Raw genomic sequence first — 22,525 nt, 5'->3', positions numbered from 1 at the left:
TTGAAAGAAAATACACAACCCCATGCGCGAGGCCGCATTTGCAAAGCAAAATAAAGACAAATGGTTAAAATTTGAAAGTGTTCTTCGGAATAATATTCAAATTAATCCCGATGAGCTAAGTGCTTTGTATGTAGAAGTTACCGATCACCTTAGCTACGCCCAAACATTTTACCCCAATAGCAATACAGCACAATATCTTAATAACCTATCGGTATTGGCGCATCAAAAAATATATAAAACCAAACGGGAGTCGCGAAAACGCTTTATTACATTCTACACCAAAGAGTTTCCGCTCTTTTTTGCACAATACCACAAACAGTTATTAATCGCTTTTATAACTTTTGCACTTTTTGCGGTTGTCGGGGCGTATTCTGCAGCAACCGATTCAGACTTTGTACGGCTTATCCTCGGCAACGGATATGTAAATATGACCTTGGAAAACATTGAAAACGGTGACCCTATGGCCGTTTACAAAGAAATGGAATCCACAGATATGTTTCTGGGTATTACTATCAATAATATTCGGGTGGCACTTTTTGCCTTTTCTCTTGGTGTTTTTTTAAGCCTTGGCACCTTATTTATTGTGATGCGCAACGCCGTTATGCTGGGCTCTTTTCAATACTTTTTTTACGATCAAGGACTACTTTGGGAATCGGCCCGTACCATCTGGATTCACGGAACCATTGAAATATCGGTAATTATCATTGCTGCTTGTGCCGGGCTAGTGATGGGCAATAGCATCCTGTTCCCCGGAACCTATACCCGATTACAATCCTTCGTAAGAGGAGCCAAGGATGGGTTGAAAATTTTGATAAGCACCATTCCGTTTTTTATCATTGCTGGCTTTTTGGAAGGCTTTGTAACCCGACATACCGAAATGCCCGACTGGCTTGCCATTTTAATCATTGGCGGGTCGTTAAGCCTCATTATTTTCTATTACGTTATTTACCCCATTAAATTAAAACGAAAAAATGAACAACGATTACGTGAACTTTAAAAAACAGCGCGAGCTGGGTAGTATTTTGACCGACACTTTTAAATTTGTCCGTTTGGAAGGGAAAACCCTAATGGGGTTACTTTTAAAAATAGCCGGCCCTGCCCTACTTATCGTTTTACTCGCCTATATCTATTATATGCAAGTAACTATGGGCAGTTTTGATATTCTGGCGGTCGGGGGATCTACTGAGGTATTTGGAACCAATGTAATCCTTGCATTTTTTTTAATGCTTATTTCTGGAGTAGCCTTTTACGCCTTAATGTACGGTACGGTTTTACAATACATAAAATCTTATATAAAAAATGATGGAAACGCCATTAAAGAAGAAGTAACCGCTGGTGTTCGCCAAAACTTTTGGAGTTTATTAGGGATAAGCTTTTTGGTTGGATTGATTAGCGGAATTGGCTTTGTGTTTTGTGTGATTCCTGGTATCTATTTTGGGACAGTATTGTCCACAACCTACGCCATTCACGTATTTGAAAACCGAGACACAACCGATTCCATTAGCTATAGTTTTCAGCTTATTAAAGGCGAATGGTGGATTACGTTTGCAACCTACCTCGTGATTTTCATCCTTTATTATATTATCACCATTATTTTTAGCCTGCCAGGTATTATTTATTCGTTTATCAACATCTTTACCGTAAGCCAGGAAGCGACTGCCAATCCAGCCGATATGTTCGATTGGGTGTATGTTGCCCTCAACGTTTTAGGAATGATTGGTCAATATCTGTTATATGCTTTAATTATCATCAGTACCGCTTTGGTTTATTTTAATTTGAATGAACGCAAAAACTTTACTGGAACTATGGAAACCATTGAAACACTTGGTAAACGCGACGATTTTAATGCATAAACTTGTTTTTATATTCTTCTTTCTTTTTTGTTTTGCTGAAGGAATTCCGCAGGACAGTACAACTGTGGAAGAACATGAAACTGTACGCTATGATACCGATAGTCGTATTTCCCCACTACAAGTTGATGAAGAAACCATCGAAAAATATAAAAGCGATCCCGCTTTTGATTATTCTGAAAACAACGCCGAAGAAAATTGGTGGCAGCAATTTAAAAACTGGTTGGGCAACCTTTGGAGCAGCTTTTGGAATTGGCTTTTAGGTGACCTGCAATACAATGGATTCTTTGCTTTTTTACTGAAAGTGCTTCCGTATCTCATTATTGGAGGGATCGTAGCGTTTATTGTTTGGCTATTTTTTAAATTGAATCCAGGTGCCAGTTTCTTAAAAAGTAAAGAAAAGCCCGACGTATTTTTTTCCGAAGAAGAAGAAATCATTCGTTCTAAAAACATTCGGGAGCTTATTGAAAAAGCATTGCAGAACAAGAATTACCGCTTGGCAGTGCGTTATTATTATTTATTGATTTTGAAAAAATTGACCGATGCTGAATTAATAGACTATGAATTCGATAAAACCAATACCGATTATATTGCTGAAATAACTTCAGATACAGTTATCCTACCGTTTAAAAAAACAACCAACCTCTACGATTATATTTGGTATGGAAACTTTACAGTGACTGAGACTGATTACCGAAAGGCCCAGCGAACCTTCCAGGAACTGGAACAACAAATACCAAACCTCCATGACTAAGCTGCAAAAAATATTTTTGGGTGTTTTCCTGCTGTTGCTGGCCGGAATGGTATATATGGAGGCTACCAAACCGCCGCCGGTAAGTTGGTTTCCTAGTTATAATAACCAAGACGAAATTCCACTAGGAACGGTTGTGTTGTATGATATATTAGAGAAAAACTTCAACGAAAACTTAACCGAAATAGACCGTCCACCATACGAAGTTTTACAGGACACTACCTTAGAAGGCACCTACCTATTTATAAACAATTCCATTGGTTTTGACGAGGCCGAGCTGGATAAACTTTACCAATGGGCCGAAAAAGGAAACACTGTTTTTATCAGTGCCAATTCGATGGGTAGTACCCTTTTGGATACTTTACAAGTAAAAACTCAGATAAATTATTTGAAAAGCAATATCAAGTCTGAGCCGCTTTTAAATTTAACCCACAAAAATTTAGCAGCTCAAAAACCGTATCACATTAAACGGAATTTTGCTATAAAAACCTTCAGTAAAATTGATACGCTAAATCAAACCGTTCTAGGTTTTTCTGAAGTATTTAATGATCAAAAAAATATACAGGATTCGCTGCCTAATTTTATAAAAGCCCCAGTTGGCAAAGGTTCTTTTTACCTGCATTTGCAACCGGAAACATTCTCTAACTATTTTCTCTTAACTAAAAATCACGCAGACTACACAAAAAGCGCGCTGTCTTATCTTCCTAACGACCAACAACTATTTTGGGACAAACAGTATAAAACTGGAAAGCATGTTAACGTTTCACCTCTGCATATCTTATTAGGTAATAAATACCTAAAATGGGCCTATTATATGCTGCTTATTGGAGTTTTGCTGTTTGTTCTTTTTGAAGGCAAACGCAAACAGCGTAGCATTGCAATTGTTCAACCGCCCAAAAATAGAACTTACGAATATACTCGGACCATTTCGGGAATGTACTTGGACAAAAAGGACTATCACAGTGTGGCAAAAAAACAAGTTGCTCTCTTTTTTGAATACATCCGTATTCAGCTAAGAACACCAACCGAACAACAAAACAGTCGCTTTTTTACTGCTGTTGCCGGTAAAACGGGCAATACCGTTGAGGACACCAAAAAACTATTTACTTTTATCGATAAAGTGAACAACCAGCACGACACCAGTAAAGAAGAGCTACAAAAACTATACAACGACATACAAGTATTTAAAACCAAAGCAAATGGAAAACCCTGAAAATAATAACGACGAACTTCATTTTAATAATAGAATTCCGTTGCAGGAATTGCAACAAGCCGTTGAAAGTATAAAGAAACAACTTGGTAAAATTATAATTGGTCAGCAGGATTTTGTGGAATTGCTTATTGTAAGCCTATTGGCAAACGGCCACGTACTTATAGAAGGTGTTCCCGGAATTGCCAAAACCATCACCGCAAAATTGTTCGCCAAAACTTTGAAAACTGATTTTAACCGTATTCAGTTTACACCAGATCTAATGCCAAGTGATGTCTTGGGTACTTCGGTTTTAAATATGAAATCTTCAGAATTTGAATTTAAAAAAGGCCCCGTTTTTTCAAACATCGTGTTAATTGACGAGATAAACCGTGCGCCAGCTAAAACCCAAGCGGCACTATTTGAAGTAATGGAAGAACGTCAAATAACAATGGACGGCACGCGATACATTATGGATTATCCATTTATGGTGCTCGCCACCCAAAACCCTATAGAACAAGAAGGAACCTATGCCCTACCCGAAGCCCAGCTGGATCGTTTTTTGTTTAAGATAAAGGTGGGCTACCCAAACCTTGAAGATGAAGTAACTATTTTAAAAACGCATCACGACCGAAAGCTAGCTGTACCCCAAGATCAAATAGAAGGCGTGTTAACACCAGAAGCTTTAAAAACCTTTAGAAGTCAGGTGCAAGATATTTTAATTGAAGATAAAATTTTCACCTACATCGCACAAATTGTCGATAAAACTCGAAACCATCCACATTTGTATCTGGGCGGTTCGCCTCGGGCTTCGTTGGCCATTATGAATGCTTCCAAAGCATTTGCAGCCATCAATGGGCGTGATTTTGTTACCCCAGAAGATGCAAAACGAGCTTTGGCACCAGTGCTTCGCCATAGAGTTATCGTTTCGCCAGAACGTGAAATGGAAGGCATGACACCTGAAACCGTGATCGATATGATTGCCCAATCTATAGAAATACCTAGATAAAGTGATCAAGTTTATAAAATCCTTGTACCTCACACCACGTTTTTTTTACGTGCTGGCAAGCCTTTCGATGCTGTTTTTGGTATCGTATTGGTTTACGGAACTGTATGGTGTCATTTGGATTTTAGTTTTGGTCTTTTTAGTCTTCATCTTGTTTGAAATCAGCATGCTTTACAGCAAAAAAGGATTGAAAGGGGAACGAATTTTGCCCGATAAGTTTTCAAATAGCGATGTGAATGATGTGCAAGTTCAGCTTAAAAACGACTATACATTCACTGTTGAAGTTGCTCTGGTAGATGAATTGCCTATTCAGTTTCAAAAACGAGATTTTTTCAGAAAAACTACACTGTCCGGAAAAAACAGAAATACCTTACAATACCAAGTGCGTCCAGTAGAACGTGGCGAATACCGCTTTGGAAATTTAAATTGCTATGCAACTTCGGTCATCGGGCTCATAAGACGCCGTTATACCTTTAATAATGAACAAATGGTGAAAGTATATCCATCATTTATTCAGATGAAGAAATATGACTTTCTAGCCATTGATAACCGCTTACGGCAAATTGGATTAAAGAAAATACGCCGTATTGGTCACACCATGGAGTTTGAACAAATAAAAGAATACGTGATAGGTGATGATGTGCGTACTGTAAACTGGAAAGCGACTGCAAAACATGGGCATTTAATGGTGAATCAGTATCAAGACGAAAAAATGCAACCGATCTATTCCATTATTGATACCAGCCGGGTAATGAAAATGCCGTTTAACGAATTGAAACTACTTGATTATGCCATAAACAGCTCATTGGCTTTCAGTAATATCGCATTAAAAAAAGGTGATAAAGTGGGTATGGCCGATTTTTCGAATAAATTAGGTGCCTTTTTACCTGCAAATGCCAAGAAAACATATTTAAACACCCTTCTGGAAACGCTCTATAATGTAGATACCAATTTTAAAGATTCCGATTTTGGGATTTTACAAGCCTTGGTACGGAGAAAAATTACGCAGCGTAGTTTGTTGTTGTTATACACCAATTTTGAGTATATTTCATCTTTAAAACGGCAGCTTCCCTATTTGCAGGCCATTGCAAAAAAGCATGTGCTGGTAGTCATCTTTTTTGAAAATACCGAACTGAAATCGTTGAGTGATACAGATGCTGAAACCATCCCCGAGATTATAGACCAAACTATAGCACAACAATTTCAATATGACAAGAAGTTGATGGTACGTGAATTACAACAACGCGGCATACAAACCGTGCTAACTGCACCCGAAGATTTAACGGTTAACACCATCAATAAGTATTTGGAAATTAAGGCAAAAGGGCTTTTGTAACAATTCAGTCACTACATTATACAGTTGGGTAGATTACTTTATTCTGAAACAAGAAAACCTACCATCTTTGTAGTAAGAAAACAATAACCACCTAAATACTGTATTATGAAAACGATCATTGTAACATTAAGCTTAGCTTTCACTTCTTTATTTTTAAATGCTCAAACGGAAGTAGAAACAACTTCAGAAACTAAATCCATTACCGTAACCGTCCCTGTTCAAAGCGAGGAAGGGAATGTTGTATTTGGACTCTATGACGAAACTTCTTTTATGAAAAAACCGCTCGTGGGGTTAGAAGGCGAAATCAAGGATGGAAAAGCAACCGTAACCTTTGAAGATATACAACCTGGAACTTACGCCATCTTATTGTTTCACGACAAAAATGGAAACAAACAAATGGATTTTGAATCCAATGGTATGCCAACTGAACCATATGGAGCTAGCAATAACGTAATGAGCATGGGACCTCCACTATGGAGCGATACCAAGTTTGAAGTGACGAACGAACCTGTTAAGCTTGAGGTTAGAATGTAACATTCGTATTATTAAAAAATCCACTAAAGCGCAATGATAAATAACTTCATTGCGCTTTTTGTATAAGAAAAAACATAAAAAATAAAATTTTAATAGATTTTATCAATAACATCGTATCTTTGCAATAAAGATACAAGCTATGACCATTACCCAACTAAAATATGTTCTTGCGGTTGCTGAACACCAAAATTTTACGAAAGCAGCACAGAAAACGTTTGTTACCCAGCCTACTTTGAGCATGCAAATACAAAAGCTGGAAGAAGAGCTTGACATTCTAATTTTTGATCGTAGCAAAAAACCTATTGAATTGACAGCTGTGGGTCAAAAAATTGTTACTCAAGCTCGTAATATTGTTAATGAGTCTGAACGTATGCAAGACGTAGTAGATCAAGAAAAAGGATTTATTGGAGGTGAGTTTAAGTTAGGTATCATCCCTACCATCACACCTACGCTACTGCCTATGTTTTTAAAAGCATTTACTAGTAAGTACCCTAAAGTTCAACTTAAAATTGAAGAACTTACGACTCCTGAAATTATTGCAAAACTTCAAGATGGTCACATAGATGCCGCAATTGCTGCAACCCCTTTACATATAGAACGAATAAAAGAACGAGCATTATATTATGAGCCTTTTGTAGGATATATCCCTTCTAATCATAGGCTATCAAAAAAAGAAAAAATAGATAGCACCGATTTAGAACTGGACGATATTCTCTTATTGGAAGATGGTCATTGCTTTCGGGATGGAGTAATAAACCTCTGTAAATCCTCAAAACTTAGTGGTAATGACAAGTTTCAATTAGAAAGTGGCAGCTTTGAAACGCTAATTAAGCTTTCCAATGAAGGATTAGGTATGACCCTCCTTCCTTATTTACATACCTTAGATATTTCAGAAAAACAACAAGAGAACCTTCGCTATTTTAATGAACCTTCACCCGCTAGAGAAGTTAGCTTAATTTACAGTAAGAGCGAATTGAAACTTCAAATAATAGAAGTCTTACATGATGTTATTTCAGGAGTTGTACGGGGTGCAATAGCCTTTCAAGACGTTAAAATAATAGACCCTTTGAAAAAGTAAAAAAAACAAACGTCCAGTGAAAATTACTGGACGTTTATTTTTATGGGTTTAATAAAATTAGACATTGATTTAATTGGGGGTTCTGTTTAATAAGAGCATCTACCCAGGCTTTCAATTCCTCAATTTCGTAAGGAAGAAGCCTATCCATCGCCTTTTTCAACTCTTTACAGAACAAATTCGCATCAAAACTCACTTTTGCAAGCACCGCTTTGGTGTAATCAAACATTGCTCTAGCCATCGTTAAACTAAATTTAAAATAGGTTAAGTAGAAGTGTATCTATAAGCAAAAGTTTTATTTGGTTAGTTGTTTAAATATAACAAAAATATTTCAATTTTATTCCTTTTGTTGATAACTAAAAGATGTTAAAATCGGTTATCACCATCTAGTAAGTTTCCTAATCCCCCAAGTACACTGCCTTCGCCTTTATCTTTTCCACCCCCTTTTGGAGCAGCTGACCAAACTCGGCCTGCCAAACGGCTAAAAGGTAAGGATTGTATATAGACGGTTCCAGGGCCTGTTAAGGTTGCAAAAAATAGTCCCTCCCCGCCAAAGATGGTATTTTTTATCCCGCCTACAAATTCAATATCGTAATCTACCGTTTGATCAAAACCAATAATGCAACCCGTATCTACTTTTAGCTTTTCACCGGGAGCAAGTTCTTTTACAGCTGTTGTCCCGCCAGCGTGAACAAAGGCTTTTCCAAAACCTTCGAGTTTTTGCATAATAAAGCCTTCACCACCAAAAAAACCACGACCCAATTTCTTGGAAAATTCAATTCCGATAGAAACCCCTTTTGCCGCACAGAGAAAAGCATCTTTTTGGCAAATAAATTTTCCGTTGAATTTTTCAAGATCAATAGCAATTATTTTCCCAGGATACGGAGAAGCAAAACTCACTCGTTTTTTTCCGGAAACGGTATTGTAAAAAGCCGTCATAAATAAACTCTCACCTGTTAACAATCGTTTACCGGCTCCAAAAACTTTCCCTAATAATCCTTTATCATTTTTAGACCCGTCGCCAAAAATAGTTTCCATTTTAATTCCGTTGTCCATCATCATAAAGCTTCCTGCTTCGGCAACAACGCCTTCGTTGGGATCTAGTTCAATTTCCACATACTGCATTTCTTCGCCGTAAATGGTATAGTCTATTTCGTGTGCTTTCATTGTTTTATTATTTCCTATTAGTTGCTGAAAATTTAATTATGTTACATAACGGTGTTAATTATAGATTATACGGGGCTTCCCAACATTTAACTTTTCAATAGTTATATGTTTATTTTTTGTATTTCTTTTCAAATTAACATTTCAATCCGAATTTGTTATATTAGATATTGATGTGTCATTTAATTTCTTTTTCTTGTTTTGAGAATCAACAATGTTATTATGTATATAAAAACAATTGAGAATGGTATTGCTATAAATCTATATTCTGGTACTAGATACCAAAGGGCTACAATTAATACAGTTCTAATTATTGTATGAAAAATACCAACCCAATGTTTTATTATCCAAGAAAATGGCAACCACATTAATCCAGTTAAAATACCAACAGTCATTGGAAGAGAAGAATAGTCAATAAGGAAAAATGGTATAGCTATCGAGTAAACCATAATGGCTTGTCCAGCGGTAAAAAGGAAAAGTGTATCAAACTCGTTTTTCGGTTTATTTTTATCTAAGAAATTTTCACCCGTGAATTTTGAAAGAAATAAACCTAGGTATACAATGCTTCCTGTTCCAATAAAAATGGTCCAAACTGTTATAAAATCCGAGAAAAAAAAACCTGTAACCCCAATAATAGACCAAACAATTAATCCAGCTAAAGGTGTCGCAAGAAATTTTTGATTGGAAAATTCAATTCGCTGTTCTTCAAGTGTTCTTTTCATTTGTTTTTTTTAAGTCAAACACAACAATAAACAAAGTAATTGTTAAATGTTTTAATTTTATGAATTGTGCTCTTGAAATTCTTTTTCTTCCTCTTCCATAAACTGTTTGATTTTTCGCTCTTCCTAGCCTCTAAAGGGCATGAGTTTTGATTTAAAAACATAAACCCAATGAATAAAAATTGCAATTCCCCAAAAAATTGGTGTGGTAAAATAGGACCAATCTGGAAACTGAATGGGTAAAAAAGTACCTTCAAAAATACCAAGTGCCGCTAAAAGCATTAACCCATTAATTACAAAATAAATACTTAAATGTGTATAAAAGCCCTTTATATCTTCTACTCTTTTTTTGGCGCGTTCGTATTTAGATTTTTTTTCAAACTCCATCTTTAAAATCTTTTTAGTTTTTCTTCCGCTTCCATGAACTCTTTAATCTTGCGTTCTTCCCATTTTTTAAAAACTGAAATTTTAAAGGCTTTAAATTTGTCACCTTTGAATACTTTTAAACCGTGGAAAATCAAAATAATGGTCCATACTATTGAGAAGAATAAAAAATTTGCGTCTATCCAATTTTTAAATCCTTGATTTTCAATAGTTGCGTAAAAGCCTCTAATTACAAAAAACCATATTAAAATAGAGGCGATATTAATGAGTAGATAAACAATAATGTGATTGTAAAATACTTTGATGCTATCGACTTTTTTCTGAGCACGATGATATGCGGTTTCTGTATAATTTTTCATAATTAAATTTATTTCCAAAGGTCTTTGCTGTTTTTTTCATCTTCTTCCATAAACTGTTTCATTTTGCGCTCTTCCCAGTCTTTTCCTAAGAATGAATTAAACTTAAAAGCTTTTGCAGCCTGAAACACAATGCCTATACCCCATCCCAATGCTGCCCATAAAAACCAAGGGTAGCGTAATTCGTTGGTATAATAATTAAGCCCAGCAAGAAAAAGAATGAATACAATGTAAAAGAATAAACTGGTATAGAATTTTTTTATATGCTCCATGCGTTCTTTAGCACGTAAGTACTTGTTATCCCTTTCTGTATCTCTATCGGTATTCATGATGTGTTGTATTTTATTTTTAATAAAGGTATTTCAATCAGTTTCATTTTTAAAAGAAAGGTTACTAGATTGTAACATATATTGACTGAGTTGTCATCTATTAATCATCTTCTTCCATCAACTCCTTAATTTTTCTTTTTTCCCAATCTTTTCCGAAGAAAGGATTATAATTAAACGTTTCTGCAGCGTGGGCCAAAACACCCATTCCCCAACCGGCTATTGGGAAAATAGCCCAAGGGAAGCCTGTTCCCGATTTATAATTGAGCCAAATGAATACCGGTATAAAAACTAGATACATCCCCAAGTTTCCATAAAAACCTTTTAGTTTCTGTACCCGTTCTTTTGCTCTAGCGTATTTTTTTTCGGAGATATAGGTTTCTTGGGAGGATATAGTCATCGTCTGTTGTGTTAAAAGAGGTATGGAAATTCTGAATTTCTTAGAATCTTGTTGAATTTTAACTGGTCTATTAGTCAACAATCCATAGCGTTGCCTTATGTTTTTAAGCCCTACTCCACTACTTTCCTTTACTACTTGTTTAGGTTGATAATTATTTGTTATAAGTAAGTTTCCATTATCTTCAGTTATAGCAATATGTAGTTTTTTTGAAGGGGTTACTTGGTTGTGTTTTACTGCATTTTCAAGCAGTAATTGCAGTGATAGTGGCACTACCTTCGCTTCCGGATTGCTTAATTTAGAGGGAACTGTAAATACGATGCTTTCTTCAAATCGCATTTTTAATAATGATATGTACAATTGGGCAAATTTTAGCTCTTCTTCAATCGTTACCAATTGTTTATTTTTCTGTTCTAAAACATATCGATACACTTTTGAAAGCGATGTTGTAAATCGGGTAGCAGCTTCTGGGTTTTCCTCAATTAAACTAGTCAATACATTCAAGCTATTGAACAAAAAATGTGGGTCTAACTGGTTTTTTAACGCATCGAACTGTGCCGACGCAGCACCGGCAATTATTTTCTGTTCTTTTACCCTTTTTTCTTGCGTATTCTTGTAATAAAAGAAACCATAAAATATGATCAATACTACAATAGAAATAATTAATGAAACCTTATAAAAATCAAAGTTTTGTGCTGCTATAAAATCAGGTATTGTATTTCCCTTTATAATCACACTTATTATAAAATGAATTAAAAACAAGGTAGCCATAGTAACAACAATATTTGATAAAACAGCTTTCCACAGTATTTTTCGAGAATACAAAGCACCTTTAAACTTTTCAAGAAAATACATGATCACATAGGCGTTTGCCATATACAAGGTAACCGAATAAAACTGGTTGTATAAAAACCGACGTAGGAGTTCTGTTCCGGTTCCAATGGTGTTCCCTGTTGCAAATTGTATGAGTCCTAACACCAAAAATATGAGAGAACCAACAAAAAATGCCTTACCCAGTTCTTTAAAAAATTGAATCATTATTCTTGTTTACAGTTAGTTTCAAAAATCTTTTTTGCGTGTTCTTCTCCATAGATTGGGTAAAAATCGCCTTCAGGTTTAAAGGTAACGAAAAGTTCAATGGCGCGTTGAATATCCTTACAGTAGGGCTCTACAGACTGTTTAAAATAGGTTGCGCTGCCTATATCCCATTCGGCTTTACTTAGAATAACTCGAGGGTTATTAGGAGCTAATTGTAAAGCTTTTTGATACAGTTGTTGTACTTTTCCAGAATACTTCATACCGTATTGTTGACCATCAAAGGCAATCCAAGCAGTATACCATTGCGCTTCCAATATGAGAATTTCGGGGTTTTCTTTTGAATTTGTTTTGGCTTGGTTTATAAAGTCCTGTGCTTTTTCCAATTGTGCCGTTAATTTAGTTTTATCCGTTTCGCCAAAACTGTTGATTAGATTAATCTGTGCCACATAATAAGGTGGCAACCATTTTTCAGCCTCTGCTTGGGTAATTCGCTCAAAGAGATTAGCAGCCTCCCAAGGTTTTTCGGCTTGCCAAAGCTCGAAGGCTTTTTGCATACCGTTTTCATATTTTGTTTGACTAAAACCTATTGCCGAAGTAAGTACTAATGCAAGTATAAGTAGTTTATTCATTTTTATCTTTTTTAATTTATTAATAATAAAATACCTCCTATTAATAAAATTGAGCTAACTAATAGTATTACTTTTATGGTCTTTGGCTTTCTGTGTTTTGATAGTAAGATACCTAACATACTTTTTAGGTTTTAAGTTATAGGTTAATTTCAAAAGACTTTGTTTCACTATTTTTAATCTCAAACTTGGCGTCTTTCCATTTAGGCGGTCCAAAGTTGGCCGGCGCATTGTTAGAAGTTCCATAATCTTCGGTAGGCATCATCCCCATAAACATATTAAGTTTTTTGTTATCGTCTTCATCGTGAAAGCAAGAAACGGCATATACGCCATCAGGAACATCGGTAAAAATCACTGTTGCTGTTTGGTTTTCAATTTTAGCAGTGCGTGACATGAATTCATTCTCTAAAAAATCAGTATCGGAATCATATAGCCCTACCAAAGCAGTGCCTTTATCATTGTCAAAATCGGTCATAGTTACGGTAACAGTGTTCTGTGCTTGTAGAATAATAGAACTAAAAACGAGTACTAAAGTTGAGAGTATTGTTTGCATGGTTTATTTATTTTTAAATTGTTATTCAAATATCCTTTAGAAAAAGGGTTTTATAAAATTTGTTTTACTGAATTGTTTCTTTTTAAGGTTGAACTGTATTTTCGATACAAAAACCCAGATGCTCACGCATTTAAAGTTTCACTCAAACGCCCTTAAGAACACTTTTTTTATCTGTAACCTGGTCGTCGAGTGATCCTGATGTATATCGGGATTGTATCGAGATGCAGCAGCTACAAATTATCCAACTGATTATCCTCCCCATCATCGCTAATGGTCCAGAAAAAGCCTACAAAGAAAAATTGATCTGTCGCTGGTCGCAATGTCCTTCTTGCAAAATCACCATTTACAGTTGGCGTATCGGCATATTGATAACCGTTAACATTGGTAAAACCCAACACATTGTTTACCGAAAAATACAATATCTTTTGTTGCGACAATAAATACGCCCAATTTAAACTAATACTGTTATAATCCTTAGTTTTATTCTGAAGAAATCCGGTTCTATTTGGATTGGTATAGGTTCGACCACTTCCGTATTGATAACTAAAGCCCACTTGGCTTTTCCAGTCTTCAATCCAATATTTACCCACTACCGAAAGATTATGCGTATTTGCAAAATTGGGCGTGGCGGCAACAGGGTAGTTTTTATACTTCCTTTCAGTATCTAAATACGAATAACTCACCCAATAATCCATACTTTTAAGGCTTTCATTATCTCTCCAAAATAGATCAATTCCTTGAGCAAAGCCGTCTCCATTAGTATTAAAATTGGTGTCAAATGTGGGAAATTCTGAATTGTAGGTTATCAAATTATCATACTTTTTTCGGTACAGTTCAGCCCTAAAAATTCGGTTATTGGCGGTGTATTGGTAATTTAATATGTAATGCTGAGCTTTTTGGGCTTCCAAGTCCTGCTGAAATTTTAAATATTCATTAAGTGGCTGTTGATAAAAATCGCCATATGCTAATGAAAGTTGGCTGTTTTTACTCACTTTATACGCTAACGAAGCTCGTGGGGAAAGAGTTATCGCATCAAAAAGCTGACTATACTCACCTCGTAACCCTAATTTTACAGCAAACTTTTTCGAGAAAATAACGTCAGCTTCGGTAAAGGCTGAGGAAATGTTATTGTTGAAACCGTAATTGGCATTAAAAGATTCATTTTTAAAATCTTCATCAAAATCGGTCAAAAACTGTTCTACTCCATAACTCATTTTAAATCGATTACTAAAGTTTTTCTGTAGTTTCAATTTTAGATGAACAGATTTCTCAGTATCATCAATATTATCTTCAATAACATTAACATCTGTCTTTGAAAGTGTAAAGCTAGCTCCTGTTTTCAGTTTCCATTTGTTTTTTAACCTACCGGAATAACTGGCATTGGTATATATATTTTGGTTATTTAGCTTAAAATTCACTCCTTCAGGCTGGTTAATATCTTCTTGTGTTAATTGAAATTCGGTAGCATCATACGCTCCATAAATTTTCAATAGTCCGCTTTCAAATTCGTGTCGATAAACAGACTCCCCTGCAAATGTTTCAAAAGGTTTTTGCCAATCGTTTCTTCCTGGGAATAATTCATTATACGGTGCTAAATTAATGTAACTCGCATTTACACTTAACGAATTATTGCCCCAAATTTGAGTGTTACCCAATCCACCACCTACACTCATAATAGATATTTCGGTTTTTTCTTGATCTGGAAAATCAACCGTATTTAACAATAATACAGAAGACAGCGCTTGCCCATACTCCGCAGAATACCCACCAGTAGAAAAAGTTATCCCATCAAATAGAAAAGGACTATACCGCCCTCGAGTTGGAATGTTATTAGTACTAGGCGTATAAGGCGTAAATACACGAATGCCATCTATAAAAATTTGAGTTTCACCTGCATCTCCCCCACGTACAAACAGTCGGCCATCTTCAGCAACAGTTGTGGTTCCTGGCAAAGTTTGTAATGCTCCCACAAAATCACCCAATGCACTGGCGGTGGTAACTACATCCAATGGTTTTAAAACTGATACCTTACTATTATCGCCTGCTTCAAAAGTTCCGGCAGAAATAACAACGGTGTCCAACGAGCTTACATCTTCACGAAGCTTGATGGTTATGTTTTGCATTTCAGTTACTAATTTTGTGACTCTAAATGTTTCAAAAGAAACAAACGAAACTACTAAGGTTTGTTCTTTGGTTTCTGAAGTTGTAAACAAAAAATTGCCGTTATCATCAGTTGTAGTTCCATCATACGTTCCTTCAAGATATACATTTGCCCCAGGAATGGGTGTTCCATTTTTTTGAGTAATAATGCCTGAAACTATAATTTGACTACTTGCAGAAAAAGAAAGAAAGAAAAATATGATGGCAAATTTTAAATTTATAGTATTTTGAAGTTTCATGGGTAGTTCGTTTTATATTACCCCACAAAAATGAATAAGATTTAAACTATTTCAGAAAAAAAGAAACCGAACTGTATAATCTGTATTCTCAACTGTAGCATGTTTAATTTTAATGTTTCTTTAGAAAAATAGCTTCGGAAAAATAGTATCTTCGATTTAAGAGTAACAACTAATTTAATTATGGACACTTCAGAAAAAGTAACCGCATACATTGAAAAGCATGAAAAATGGAGTGATGAATTATCAAAACTCAGAAGCATTTTTCAGAAAACAGAACTTACCGAAGAAGTAAAGTGGGGAGCGCCTACTTATACGCTTAATGGTAAGTTGGTAATAGGATTAGCCGGATTTAAAAATCATTATGCCATCTGGTTTCACCAGGGTGTTTTTTTAAAGAACAAAGAGGACAAATTGGTAAATGCACAAGAAGGCATTACCAAAGCACTGCGGCAATGGCGTTTTGAAGAGGGTGATCCTATTGAGTCTAATCTAATTTTAAAATACACCCAAGAAGCCATTGAAAACTGTATTGCAGGTAAAGAGCTGAAACCGCAACGTAAAAAAAGTGTAACTATACCTCCAACGCTTGAAAAAGCTTTTAATGCTAATAAAAAGCTAGCTTCAGCATTTAAAAAACTAACACCAGGAAAACAGCGTGAATATGCCAATCATATTTCAGAAGCTAAAAGAGAGGCTACCAAAGAAAGTCGTTTAGAAAAAATAACCCATATGATAATCGAAGGAAAAGGATTGCACGACAAATACAAAAATTGTTAATGGATTTTAAATTAAGTCGATACAACTCCCGGCAATTGTGGTTTTACACAAAACGCGCCTTTTGGATACTTATTTCATGGGTTTTCATCTCGAATACTCTATTTTTTTATGAATATTTCACATTAAAAAGTGAAGGGATTTTAAGTTCGGCCTTTGATTTTGAATCTTCTTTTACAGCTAATTTAATTGTTGGCGTCAGTGCTGGGCTAATTGGTGGTTTATTTACTATTAATCTAATGGAACAATGGCTTAGAAGGCACGTGTTTTGGAAAGCTTTACTATACATAGTTGGCACCTATATTGTCGGAGCGCTTTTAATTAGTACTATCGGTGCGTTATATTTTAACAGTCAAAATTTAGGTGTACCTTTTTATCACCCCGATGTGTTAGTAGCGACACAAATATTTTTTAGTACGTGGTTGTTCCTTAAAAACTTCATCGTTTGGTTATTTATTGTTATTGTCACTTTGATTGTTTTAATAGTAAACGATAAATATGGTCCTGGTGTATTTCCAGATTATTTAATGGGGCGCTATTTTCATCCCAAACACGAACGGCGCATTTTTATGTTTGCTGATATTAAAAACGCCACTGGTATTGCCGAAACTTTAGGAGAAGAAAAATACTTTAATTTTCTGAAAGACTTTTTTAGGCATATTGCTCCTGCTATTGTGCAAACTCGGGGTGATGTTTATCAATATGTTGGGGACGAAGTTGTGGTTTCATGGAAAATGAAACAAGGTCTAAAGCGAGGAAATGCTATACAATGTTACTTTTCTATGCAACGCATTATTAAAAGAAAGTCTTATAAATACTTGAAAAAATATGGTATTGTACCCGAATTTAAAGTAGGATACCACTTTGGTCCTGTAATGGTAGGTGAAATTGGGGCAATTAAACGAGATATTGCCTTTTCGGGTGATGTACTTAACACAACCGCCCGTATACAATCTATCTGTAATGAACTAGATGTAAAGATATTGGCATCAAAAGAATTTGCAAATATTGCTTATAAATTACCCAAAGGAGTGACCAAGCAGGATATGGGGAAAGAACAATTACGTGGTAAAGCTGAAGAAATTGGTCTTGTTACTTACAAAAAAGGATAAATACTCATGAAAATTACCTTGTTGGTCATAGGGAAGACCGATGATAAAAACCTACAAACTTTAATCGCAGCATATTCAAAGCGGTTAAAACACTACGTCCCGTTTTCTTTTGAACTCATTCCTGATATTAAAAACGTTAAAAACCTTTCTGAAACCTTACAGAAACAAGCCGAAGGCGAAGCAATTTTAAAACGGCTCCAAAACGCAGATACGCTTATTCTTTTAGATGAAAACGGGAAACAATTTAGCTCGGTAGGTTTTTCGCAGTTTCTTCAGAAAAAAATGAACAGCGGATTAAAAAACTTAGTATTTGTTATTGGAGGCCCGTATGGCTTTAGCGATGAAATTTACGAACGAGCCAATGGCAAAATATCACTATCTAAAATGACTTTTTCACACCAAATGGTTCGCGTATTTTTTATAGAACAACTATACAGAGGTTACACTATACTTAAAAATGAGCCTTATCATCATAGATAAAACTATTTAGAAACTTTAGAAAGCAAATCCTTGGTTGACTGGTTGTTTATTAACGAGTAATCCTTGGTTTTAATTGCTTCCATTACATTTTTTGCAACGGTTTTCCCTAGTTCTACGCCCCATTGATCGTAACTGAAAATATTCCAAACCACACCCTGTACAAATAATTTGTGCTCGTACATAGCTAATAAGCTTCCTAAGCTATGCGGTGTCAATTTTTCAATAAGGATAGTATTTGAAGGTTTATTTCCTTCAAATTGTCTGAATGGATTTTCAATATTTTTATCAAACGTGCCTTGTAGCAAGGATTCAGATTGTGCAAAACAGTTTGAAATTAGTTTTCTATGGTGTTCTTTATTTCCGTGTAACGATTCTTTAAAAGCAATAAAATCTACCGGGATTAGTCGTTTTCCTTGATGAATTAACTGGAAAAAAGCGTGCTGTGCATTCGTACCAGTATCACCCCAAACAATTGTTCCCGTGGTATAATCTACTTTGTTACCGTTTCGATCTGTGCCTTTTCCGTTACTTTCCATAACAGCCTGTTGTAAATACGTAACCAGTTTGCTTAAATATTCTGAATATGGAATTACTGCTTCACTTTCAGCTTCAAAAAAGTTAGCGTTCCAAATAGAAAGCATAGCAAGAATTACAGGAATATTTTCATCTAAGACTGAAGATTGAAAATGAGTATCCATTTTGTGAGCACCTTTCAATAATTCTTCAAAATTGTCATAACCAACGGCGCAGCAGATTGAAAGACCCACGGCACTCCAGAGTGAGAAACGACCTCCAACCCAATCCCACATTGGAAATATATTTTTTGAAGCAATACCAAAGTCAAGAACCGCTTCTGTATTTGTAGAAACTGCTACAAAATGATCTTCAATAGCTACTTCTGAATGTTTTTCTAAAAACCAATTACGAATCGTATTGGCATTGGTTAAGGTTTCAAGAGTCGTAAAGCTTTTTGAAACCACAATAAACAATGTAGTTTCAGGGTTTAAGTCATTTATAGTTTCCATAACATGATCTCCATCAACATTGGAAACAAAATGAACGTTTACATGGTTTTTATAAAAGTGTAACGCTTCGGTTACCATTTTAGGACCTAAATCGCTTCCGCCCACGCCAATGTTTACCACATCGGTAATTGGTTTGCCGGTACAGCCTTTCCAAGCTCCAGAAATTACAGCTTCTGAAAAAAGCTTCATTCTCTGAAGTGTTTCTTTAACTTCTGGTTTCATCTCAGTAAAATCACGCAAGGCAGTATGTAAAACGGCTCTATCTTCAGTTTCGTTTATTTTGGTGCCTTTAAACTGAGCTTCAATTGCTTCTTCTAACCTAACTTCTTTTGCTAAGTCGATCAATAATGATTTTGTGGTATCTGTAATTCGGTTTTTGGAATAATCAATATAAAAGTCATTCCATTCGATTGAAAATTCTTTAGAACGAGTTGTATCTCCTGCAAACAAGTCTTGCATATTCACATCTTTCATTTCTGAAAAATGTGTTTTTAAGGCACTCCAAGCTTTTGTTTGTGTAGGGTTTATTTTAGGTAAACTCATTCTTATAACTCCTTAGTTTTATAATAAGTAATCAACCCATCAATGGGTCTTTTAATAAAATTTCCAGGTTGCAAATTATACTCTTCTAGGCATTCACTTATCACTTCTTTTGAAAAATGAGCAATAGACCCTACAAAATGAATTGGAACTTGCTTTGCCTCTTTATAAATAAGCACCTGATTTTCAATAAACAGTGCTATTCCTGTTTTTATTAACTGGTTGAAATAATGATCATCTCGCTTACAAAGAAAGAAAAATTCGGCAAAAGAAGCTAAATAAGCGTTGGGATTTGATTTTTTATATAAGTTTACTTTTATGGTATCTGGATTTAAGTCATATTTTTCTTCAAATTCTGAAGCAACTTTAGGCGGCATTTTTTTATAAAAATAATCTCGTAATAATTGTTTTCCGAAATAGTTACCACTCGCATCATCCATTACCGAATAACCCAATGATGGCACTCCTGAATGAATTGTCGCGCCATCAAAATAGCAACAATTACTTCCAGTACCTAAAATGCTTACAACTCCAGGTTCTGTAGTGGTTGCATAAACAGCAGCCGCTATATCTTCATATAAGGTAATCTTTGCAGTAGGAAATAGTCGTTCCAACACTTCTTGTAAAAGCTTTCTTGGGGTTTCTGTACCACAACCAGCTCCATAAAAATCAACTGTTTTTACAGTATCAAAAATATCCAATAAGGTTTCATTGCCTTGAATCCGTTTGGTTATTTCTTCTTGAGAAACCACTGTAGGGTTTAATCCTAACGTACGTGTTTTTTGAATAACATCATCATCCTTATTCAAAAGAATCCAATCGCATTTTGTTGAACCACCATCAGCTATTAAAACCATACCTAAAGTGTTGCAACGTGAGCGGTAAGTTCAATTAACTTCGCTGAATAAGCATATTCATTATCATACCAAGCTATTAGCTTAAAGAAATTGTCATTAAGGGCAATTCCTGCCTCTGCATCAAAAATAGACGTTCTTGGATCGCTTACAAAGTCCTGCGAAACAACTTGTTTTTCCGTATAACCAATTACGCCTTTATAGTCGCTTTCTGAAGCTTCTTTAAAGAGTGCTTTTACTTCATTATACGTAGCGCTTTTTTTGGTTCGTACCGTTAAATCTACTACCGAAACATCTGCTGTAGGCACTCGAAAAGCCATTCCCGTCAATTTTCCTTCTAAATCTGGGATTACTTTTGTTACAGCCACTGCAGCTCCAGTAGTGGTTGGTATAATGTTTCGTAAGGCACTTCTACCTACGCGATAGTTCTTTTTTGAAGGTTGATCGACTGTAGATTGTGTAGCGGTCGTGGAATGAACGGTTGTCATCAACCCTTCTACAATACCCAATTTATCATTAATAAGTTTTGCCATTGGCGCCAAACAATTAGTTGTACACGATGCATTGGAAACAATAGTATCTTCGGGTTTTATATCGATGTGATTTACACCCATCACAAACATCGGAACTGATTTTGAAGGTGCTGATATAACCACTTTTCTAGCTCCAGCTTTGAGATGTGCTTCCGCTTTATCTTTTTCTTTAAAAACACCTGTACAATCAATTACAATTTCAGCTCCAACTTCGTCCCATTTTAGGTTTTCCGGTTTTTTTTCAGCAGTAACACGAATTTTCCTTCCATTTACAATGAGGCTATTGTTTTCTACAGAAATAGAACCTGGAAATCTGCCGTGAATGGAATCAAATTCTAGCAAATAAGCCAAATGCTCAATATCCACCAAGTCATTTACTGCTACTATCTCTATATCATCACGTTGGGAAGCGATGCGGAAAGCGATTCTTCCTATGCGTCCAAAACCATTTATTGCAATTTTTGTCATATTCTTTATTATCTTTTAAAAGATTCACTCAATTAATAAGGTACTAAAATTAAATCGAAGTAATATCCGCCACTCGAACCAATTCTAAATCGAGATCGTTACTACTTTTAATAGCTTCAGAAAAAGGGACGGTAGTAATTTGGTTGTGCGAAATACCAATCATAATATTGCTTTTACCATCTAATAAAGTATCTACAGCGCTAACTCCTAACCTACTTGCCAAGACGCGATCGTAACAACTAGGTGCTCCTCCACGCTGAATGTGGCCTAACACCGTTACCCGTACTTCATATTCATTGAGGTTCTCTTCAATATAACCAGCGAGTTTAAAAATATTTTTTCCTATTTGATCCCCTTCAGAGACTACAATAATACTTGAAGTTTTACCTGACTTCTTACTTCGTTTAAGTGATTCTATTAATCTATCTTGACCTAAATTTTCTTCAGGTATCAATATTTCTTCAGCGCCGGCTCCAATACCTGCATTTAAAGCAATGCTTCCTGCATTTCTACCCATCACTTCCACTAAAAAAAGGCGGTTATGAGAATTTGCGGTATCTCTAATCTTATCAATGGCTTCAACTACGGTATTTAATGCGGTGTCATAACCAATAGTTACATCGGTGCCATATATGTCGTTGTCTATAGTACCTGGAAGCCCTACGATTGGAAAGTTAAATTCTTCTGTAAAAATGGATGCTCCGGTAAAGGTGCCGTCTCCTCCAATAGCTACTAAGGCGTCAATATTTTCTTTTTTTAACTGCTCAAAAGCTTTTTTTCTGCCTTCTTTGGTTCTAAACTCCTGAGATCGAGCAGACTTTAAAAAGGTTCCTCCTTTATTAATAATGTTTTTTACAGAACGAGGCCCTAACGGTTTAAAATCTCCTTCAATTAGACCTTCATACCCTCTAAAAATACCTACACAATCTAATTTATGAAAAGCGCAAGCTCGTACTACAGCTCGTATAGCTGCATTCATGCCAGGTGCATCACCTCCGCTTGTTAAAACCGCAATTTTGTTTATTGTTTGGGTCAT

The 22,525-nt window shown here is 35.6% G+C and carries 25 protein-coding genes; 11 read left to right on the top strand and 14 right to left on the bottom strand.

Annotated elements, in window-relative coordinates:
• The first annotated feature begins 22 nt into the window (after positions 1–22).
• The 8 genes from DZ858_RS12375 (at position 23) to DZ858_RS12340 (ending at position 7,744) form a co-directional block, all read left to right on the top strand.
• Positions 23–997, top strand: a complete 975-nt coding sequence (locus DZ858_RS12375) for a stage II sporulation protein M (RefSeq protein WP_117159980.1) — start codon at positions 23–25, stop codon at positions 995–997.
• The gene (locus DZ858_RS12370) at positions 972–1,853 is read left to right on the top strand and encodes a hypothetical protein (RefSeq protein ID WP_117159979.1); all 882 of its coding nucleotides are present in this window, start codon (positions 972–974) and stop codon (positions 1,851–1,853) included. Before DZ858_RS12375 ends, DZ858_RS12370 begins: the two co-directional genes overlap by 26 nt.
• Positions 1,846–2,604, top strand: a complete 759-nt coding sequence (locus DZ858_RS12365; protein ID WP_158548373.1) for a DUF4129 domain-containing protein — start codon at positions 1,846–1,848, stop codon at positions 2,602–2,604. The genes DZ858_RS12370 and DZ858_RS12365 overlap by 8 nt, the downstream gene beginning before the upstream one ends.
• Positions 2,597–3,814, top strand: a complete 1,218-nt coding sequence (locus tag DZ858_RS12360; RefSeq protein WP_117159977.1) for a DUF4350 domain-containing protein — start codon at positions 2,597–2,599, stop codon at positions 3,812–3,814. The genes DZ858_RS12365 and DZ858_RS12360 overlap by 8 nt, the downstream gene beginning before the upstream one ends.
• Positions 3,801–4,799 (top strand): AAA family ATPase, encoded by a 999-nt coding sequence (locus DZ858_RS12355; protein ID WP_117159976.1) that lies wholly within the window; start codon positions 3,801–3,803, stop codon positions 4,797–4,799. Before DZ858_RS12360 ends, DZ858_RS12355 begins: the two co-directional genes overlap by 14 nt.
• 4 nt (positions 4,800–4,803) lie before the next feature.
• Positions 4,804–6,132 (top strand): DUF58 domain-containing protein, encoded by a 1,329-nt coding sequence (locus DZ858_RS12350; protein ID WP_168926327.1) that lies wholly within the window; start codon positions 4,804–4,806, stop codon positions 6,130–6,132.
• Between the two features lie 105 nt (positions 6,133–6,237).
• Positions 6,238–6,666, top strand: a complete 429-nt coding sequence (locus DZ858_RS12345; RefSeq protein ID WP_117159974.1) for a DUF2141 domain-containing protein — start codon at positions 6,238–6,240, stop codon at positions 6,664–6,666.
• 139 nt (positions 6,667–6,805) lie between these two features.
• On the top strand, positions 6,806–7,744 hold the full coding sequence (locus DZ858_RS12340; RefSeq protein ID WP_117159973.1) for a LysR family transcriptional regulator: 939 nt from the start codon (positions 6,806–6,808) through the stop codon (positions 7,742–7,744).
• Between the two features lie 40 nt (positions 7,745–7,784).
• On the opposite strand, the gene DZ858_RS12335 is transcribed toward DZ858_RS12340, so the two are convergent.
• The 10 genes from DZ858_RS12335 to DZ858_RS12290 form a co-directional block, all read right to left on the bottom strand.
• Positions 7,785–7,982, bottom strand: a complete 198-nt coding sequence (locus tag DZ858_RS12335) for a hypothetical protein (RefSeq protein WP_117159972.1) — start codon at positions 7,980–7,982, stop codon at positions 7,785–7,787.
• A 125-nt stretch (positions 7,983–8,107) separates the two neighbouring features.
• On the bottom strand, positions 8,108–8,908 hold the full coding sequence (locus tag DZ858_RS12330; protein ID WP_117159971.1) for a TIGR00266 family protein: 801 nt from the start codon (positions 8,906–8,908) through the stop codon (positions 8,108–8,110).
• A 179-nt stretch (positions 8,909–9,087) separates the two neighbouring features.
• The gene (locus DZ858_RS12325) at positions 9,088–9,627 is read right to left on the bottom strand and encodes a DUF7010 family protein (RefSeq protein ID WP_117159970.1); all 540 of its coding nucleotides are present in this window, start codon (positions 9,625–9,627) and stop codon (positions 9,088–9,090) included.
• A 123-nt stretch (positions 9,628–9,750) separates the two neighbouring features.
• Positions 9,751–10,011 (bottom strand): 2TM domain-containing protein, encoded by a 261-nt coding sequence (locus DZ858_RS12320; RefSeq protein WP_117159969.1) that lies wholly within the window; start codon positions 10,009–10,011, stop codon positions 9,751–9,753.
• 2 nt (positions 10,012–10,013) lie between these two features.
• Positions 10,014–10,367: a 2TM domain-containing protein gene (locus DZ858_RS12315; RefSeq protein ID WP_117159968.1), complete on the bottom strand. Its 354-nt coding sequence runs from the start codon at positions 10,365–10,367 to the stop codon at positions 10,014–10,016.
• Between the two features lie 8 nt (positions 10,368–10,375).
• A complete protein-coding gene (locus DZ858_RS12310) occupies positions 10,376–10,693 on the bottom strand; it encodes a 2TM domain-containing protein (protein WP_117159967.1) in 318 nt (105 codons plus the stop codon).
• A gap of 100 nt (positions 10,694–10,793) precedes the next feature.
• Positions 10,794–12,125 (bottom strand): 2TM domain-containing protein, encoded by a 1,332-nt coding sequence (locus tag DZ858_RS12305; protein WP_117159966.1) that lies wholly within the window; start codon positions 12,123–12,125, stop codon positions 10,794–10,796.
• Positions 12,125–12,754: a hypothetical protein gene (locus tag DZ858_RS12300; protein WP_117159965.1), complete on the bottom strand. Its 630-nt coding sequence runs from the start codon at positions 12,752–12,754 to the stop codon at positions 12,125–12,127. The genes DZ858_RS12305 and DZ858_RS12300 overlap by 1 nt, the downstream gene beginning before the upstream one ends.
• A 136-nt stretch (positions 12,755–12,890) precedes the next feature.
• Positions 12,891–13,304 (bottom strand): DUF2141 domain-containing protein, encoded by a 414-nt coding sequence (locus DZ858_RS12295; protein ID WP_117159964.1) that lies wholly within the window; start codon positions 13,302–13,304, stop codon positions 12,891–12,893.
• Between the two features lie 230 nt (positions 13,305–13,534).
• On the bottom strand, positions 13,535–15,703 hold the full coding sequence (locus DZ858_RS12290) for a TonB-dependent receptor (protein WP_117159963.1): 2,169 nt from the start codon (positions 15,701–15,703) through the stop codon (positions 13,535–13,537).
• A 180-nt stretch (positions 15,704–15,883) separates the two neighbouring features.
• Between DZ858_RS12290 and DZ858_RS12285 the strand changes: the two genes are divergently transcribed.
• From DZ858_RS12285 to rlmH, 3 genes are read left to right on the top strand one after another with little or no spacing between them, the layout of a single operon-like run.
• On the top strand, positions 15,884–16,480 hold the full coding sequence (locus DZ858_RS12285) for a YdeI/OmpD-associated family protein (RefSeq protein ID WP_117159962.1): 597 nt from the start codon (positions 15,884–15,886) through the stop codon (positions 16,478–16,480).
• Positions 16,480–17,589, top strand: a complete 1,110-nt coding sequence (locus tag DZ858_RS12280; protein ID WP_117159961.1) for an adenylate/guanylate cyclase domain-containing protein — start codon at positions 16,480–16,482, stop codon at positions 17,587–17,589. The genes DZ858_RS12285 and DZ858_RS12280 overlap by 1 nt, the downstream gene beginning before the upstream one ends.
• Positions 17,590–17,595: 6 nt before the next feature.
• Positions 17,596–18,069 carry a 23S rRNA (pseudouridine(1915)-N(3))-methyltransferase RlmH gene (gene rlmH / locus DZ858_RS12275; RefSeq protein WP_117159960.1) on the top strand — a complete coding sequence of 158 codons (474 nt, stop codon included), beginning with the start codon at positions 17,596–17,598 and terminating at the stop codon, positions 18,067–18,069.
• Between the two features lie 2 nt (positions 18,070–18,071).
• Here the strand turns inward: rlmH and pgi are convergent, their stop codons facing one another.
• The 4 genes from pgi to pfkA are packed head-to-tail and all read right to left on the bottom strand — an operon-like array spanning position 18,072 to position 22,525.
• Positions 18,072–19,637, bottom strand: coding sequence for a glucose-6-phosphate isomerase (gene pgi, locus DZ858_RS12270; protein ID WP_117159959.1), 1,566 nt, complete (start codon positions 19,635–19,637; stop codon positions 18,072–18,074).
• A 2-nt stretch (positions 19,638–19,639) separates the two neighbouring features.
• Positions 19,640–20,491: an N-acetylglucosamine kinase gene (locus DZ858_RS12265; protein WP_117159958.1), complete on the bottom strand. Its 852-nt coding sequence runs from the start codon at positions 20,489–20,491 to the stop codon at positions 19,640–19,642.
• A 2-nt stretch (positions 20,492–20,493) separates the two neighbouring features.
• On the bottom strand, positions 20,494–21,489 hold the full coding sequence (gap, locus tag DZ858_RS12260) for a type I glyceraldehyde-3-phosphate dehydrogenase (RefSeq protein WP_117159957.1): 996 nt from the start codon (positions 21,487–21,489) through the stop codon (positions 20,494–20,496).
• A gap of 49 nt (positions 21,490–21,538) precedes the next feature.
• Positions 21,539–22,525 (bottom strand): 6-phosphofructokinase, encoded by a 987-nt coding sequence (gene pfkA, locus DZ858_RS12255; RefSeq protein WP_117159956.1) that lies wholly within the window; start codon positions 22,523–22,525, stop codon positions 21,539–21,541.

The organism is Marixanthomonas ophiurae, assembly GCF_003413745.1.
GTDB lineage: Bacteria > Bacteroidota > Bacteroidia > Flavobacteriales > Flavobacteriaceae > Marixanthomonas > Marixanthomonas ophiurae.
The sequence above is the reverse complement of the archived record's forward strand: the minus strand, read 5'-3'. Positions and strand labels throughout refer to the sequence as shown.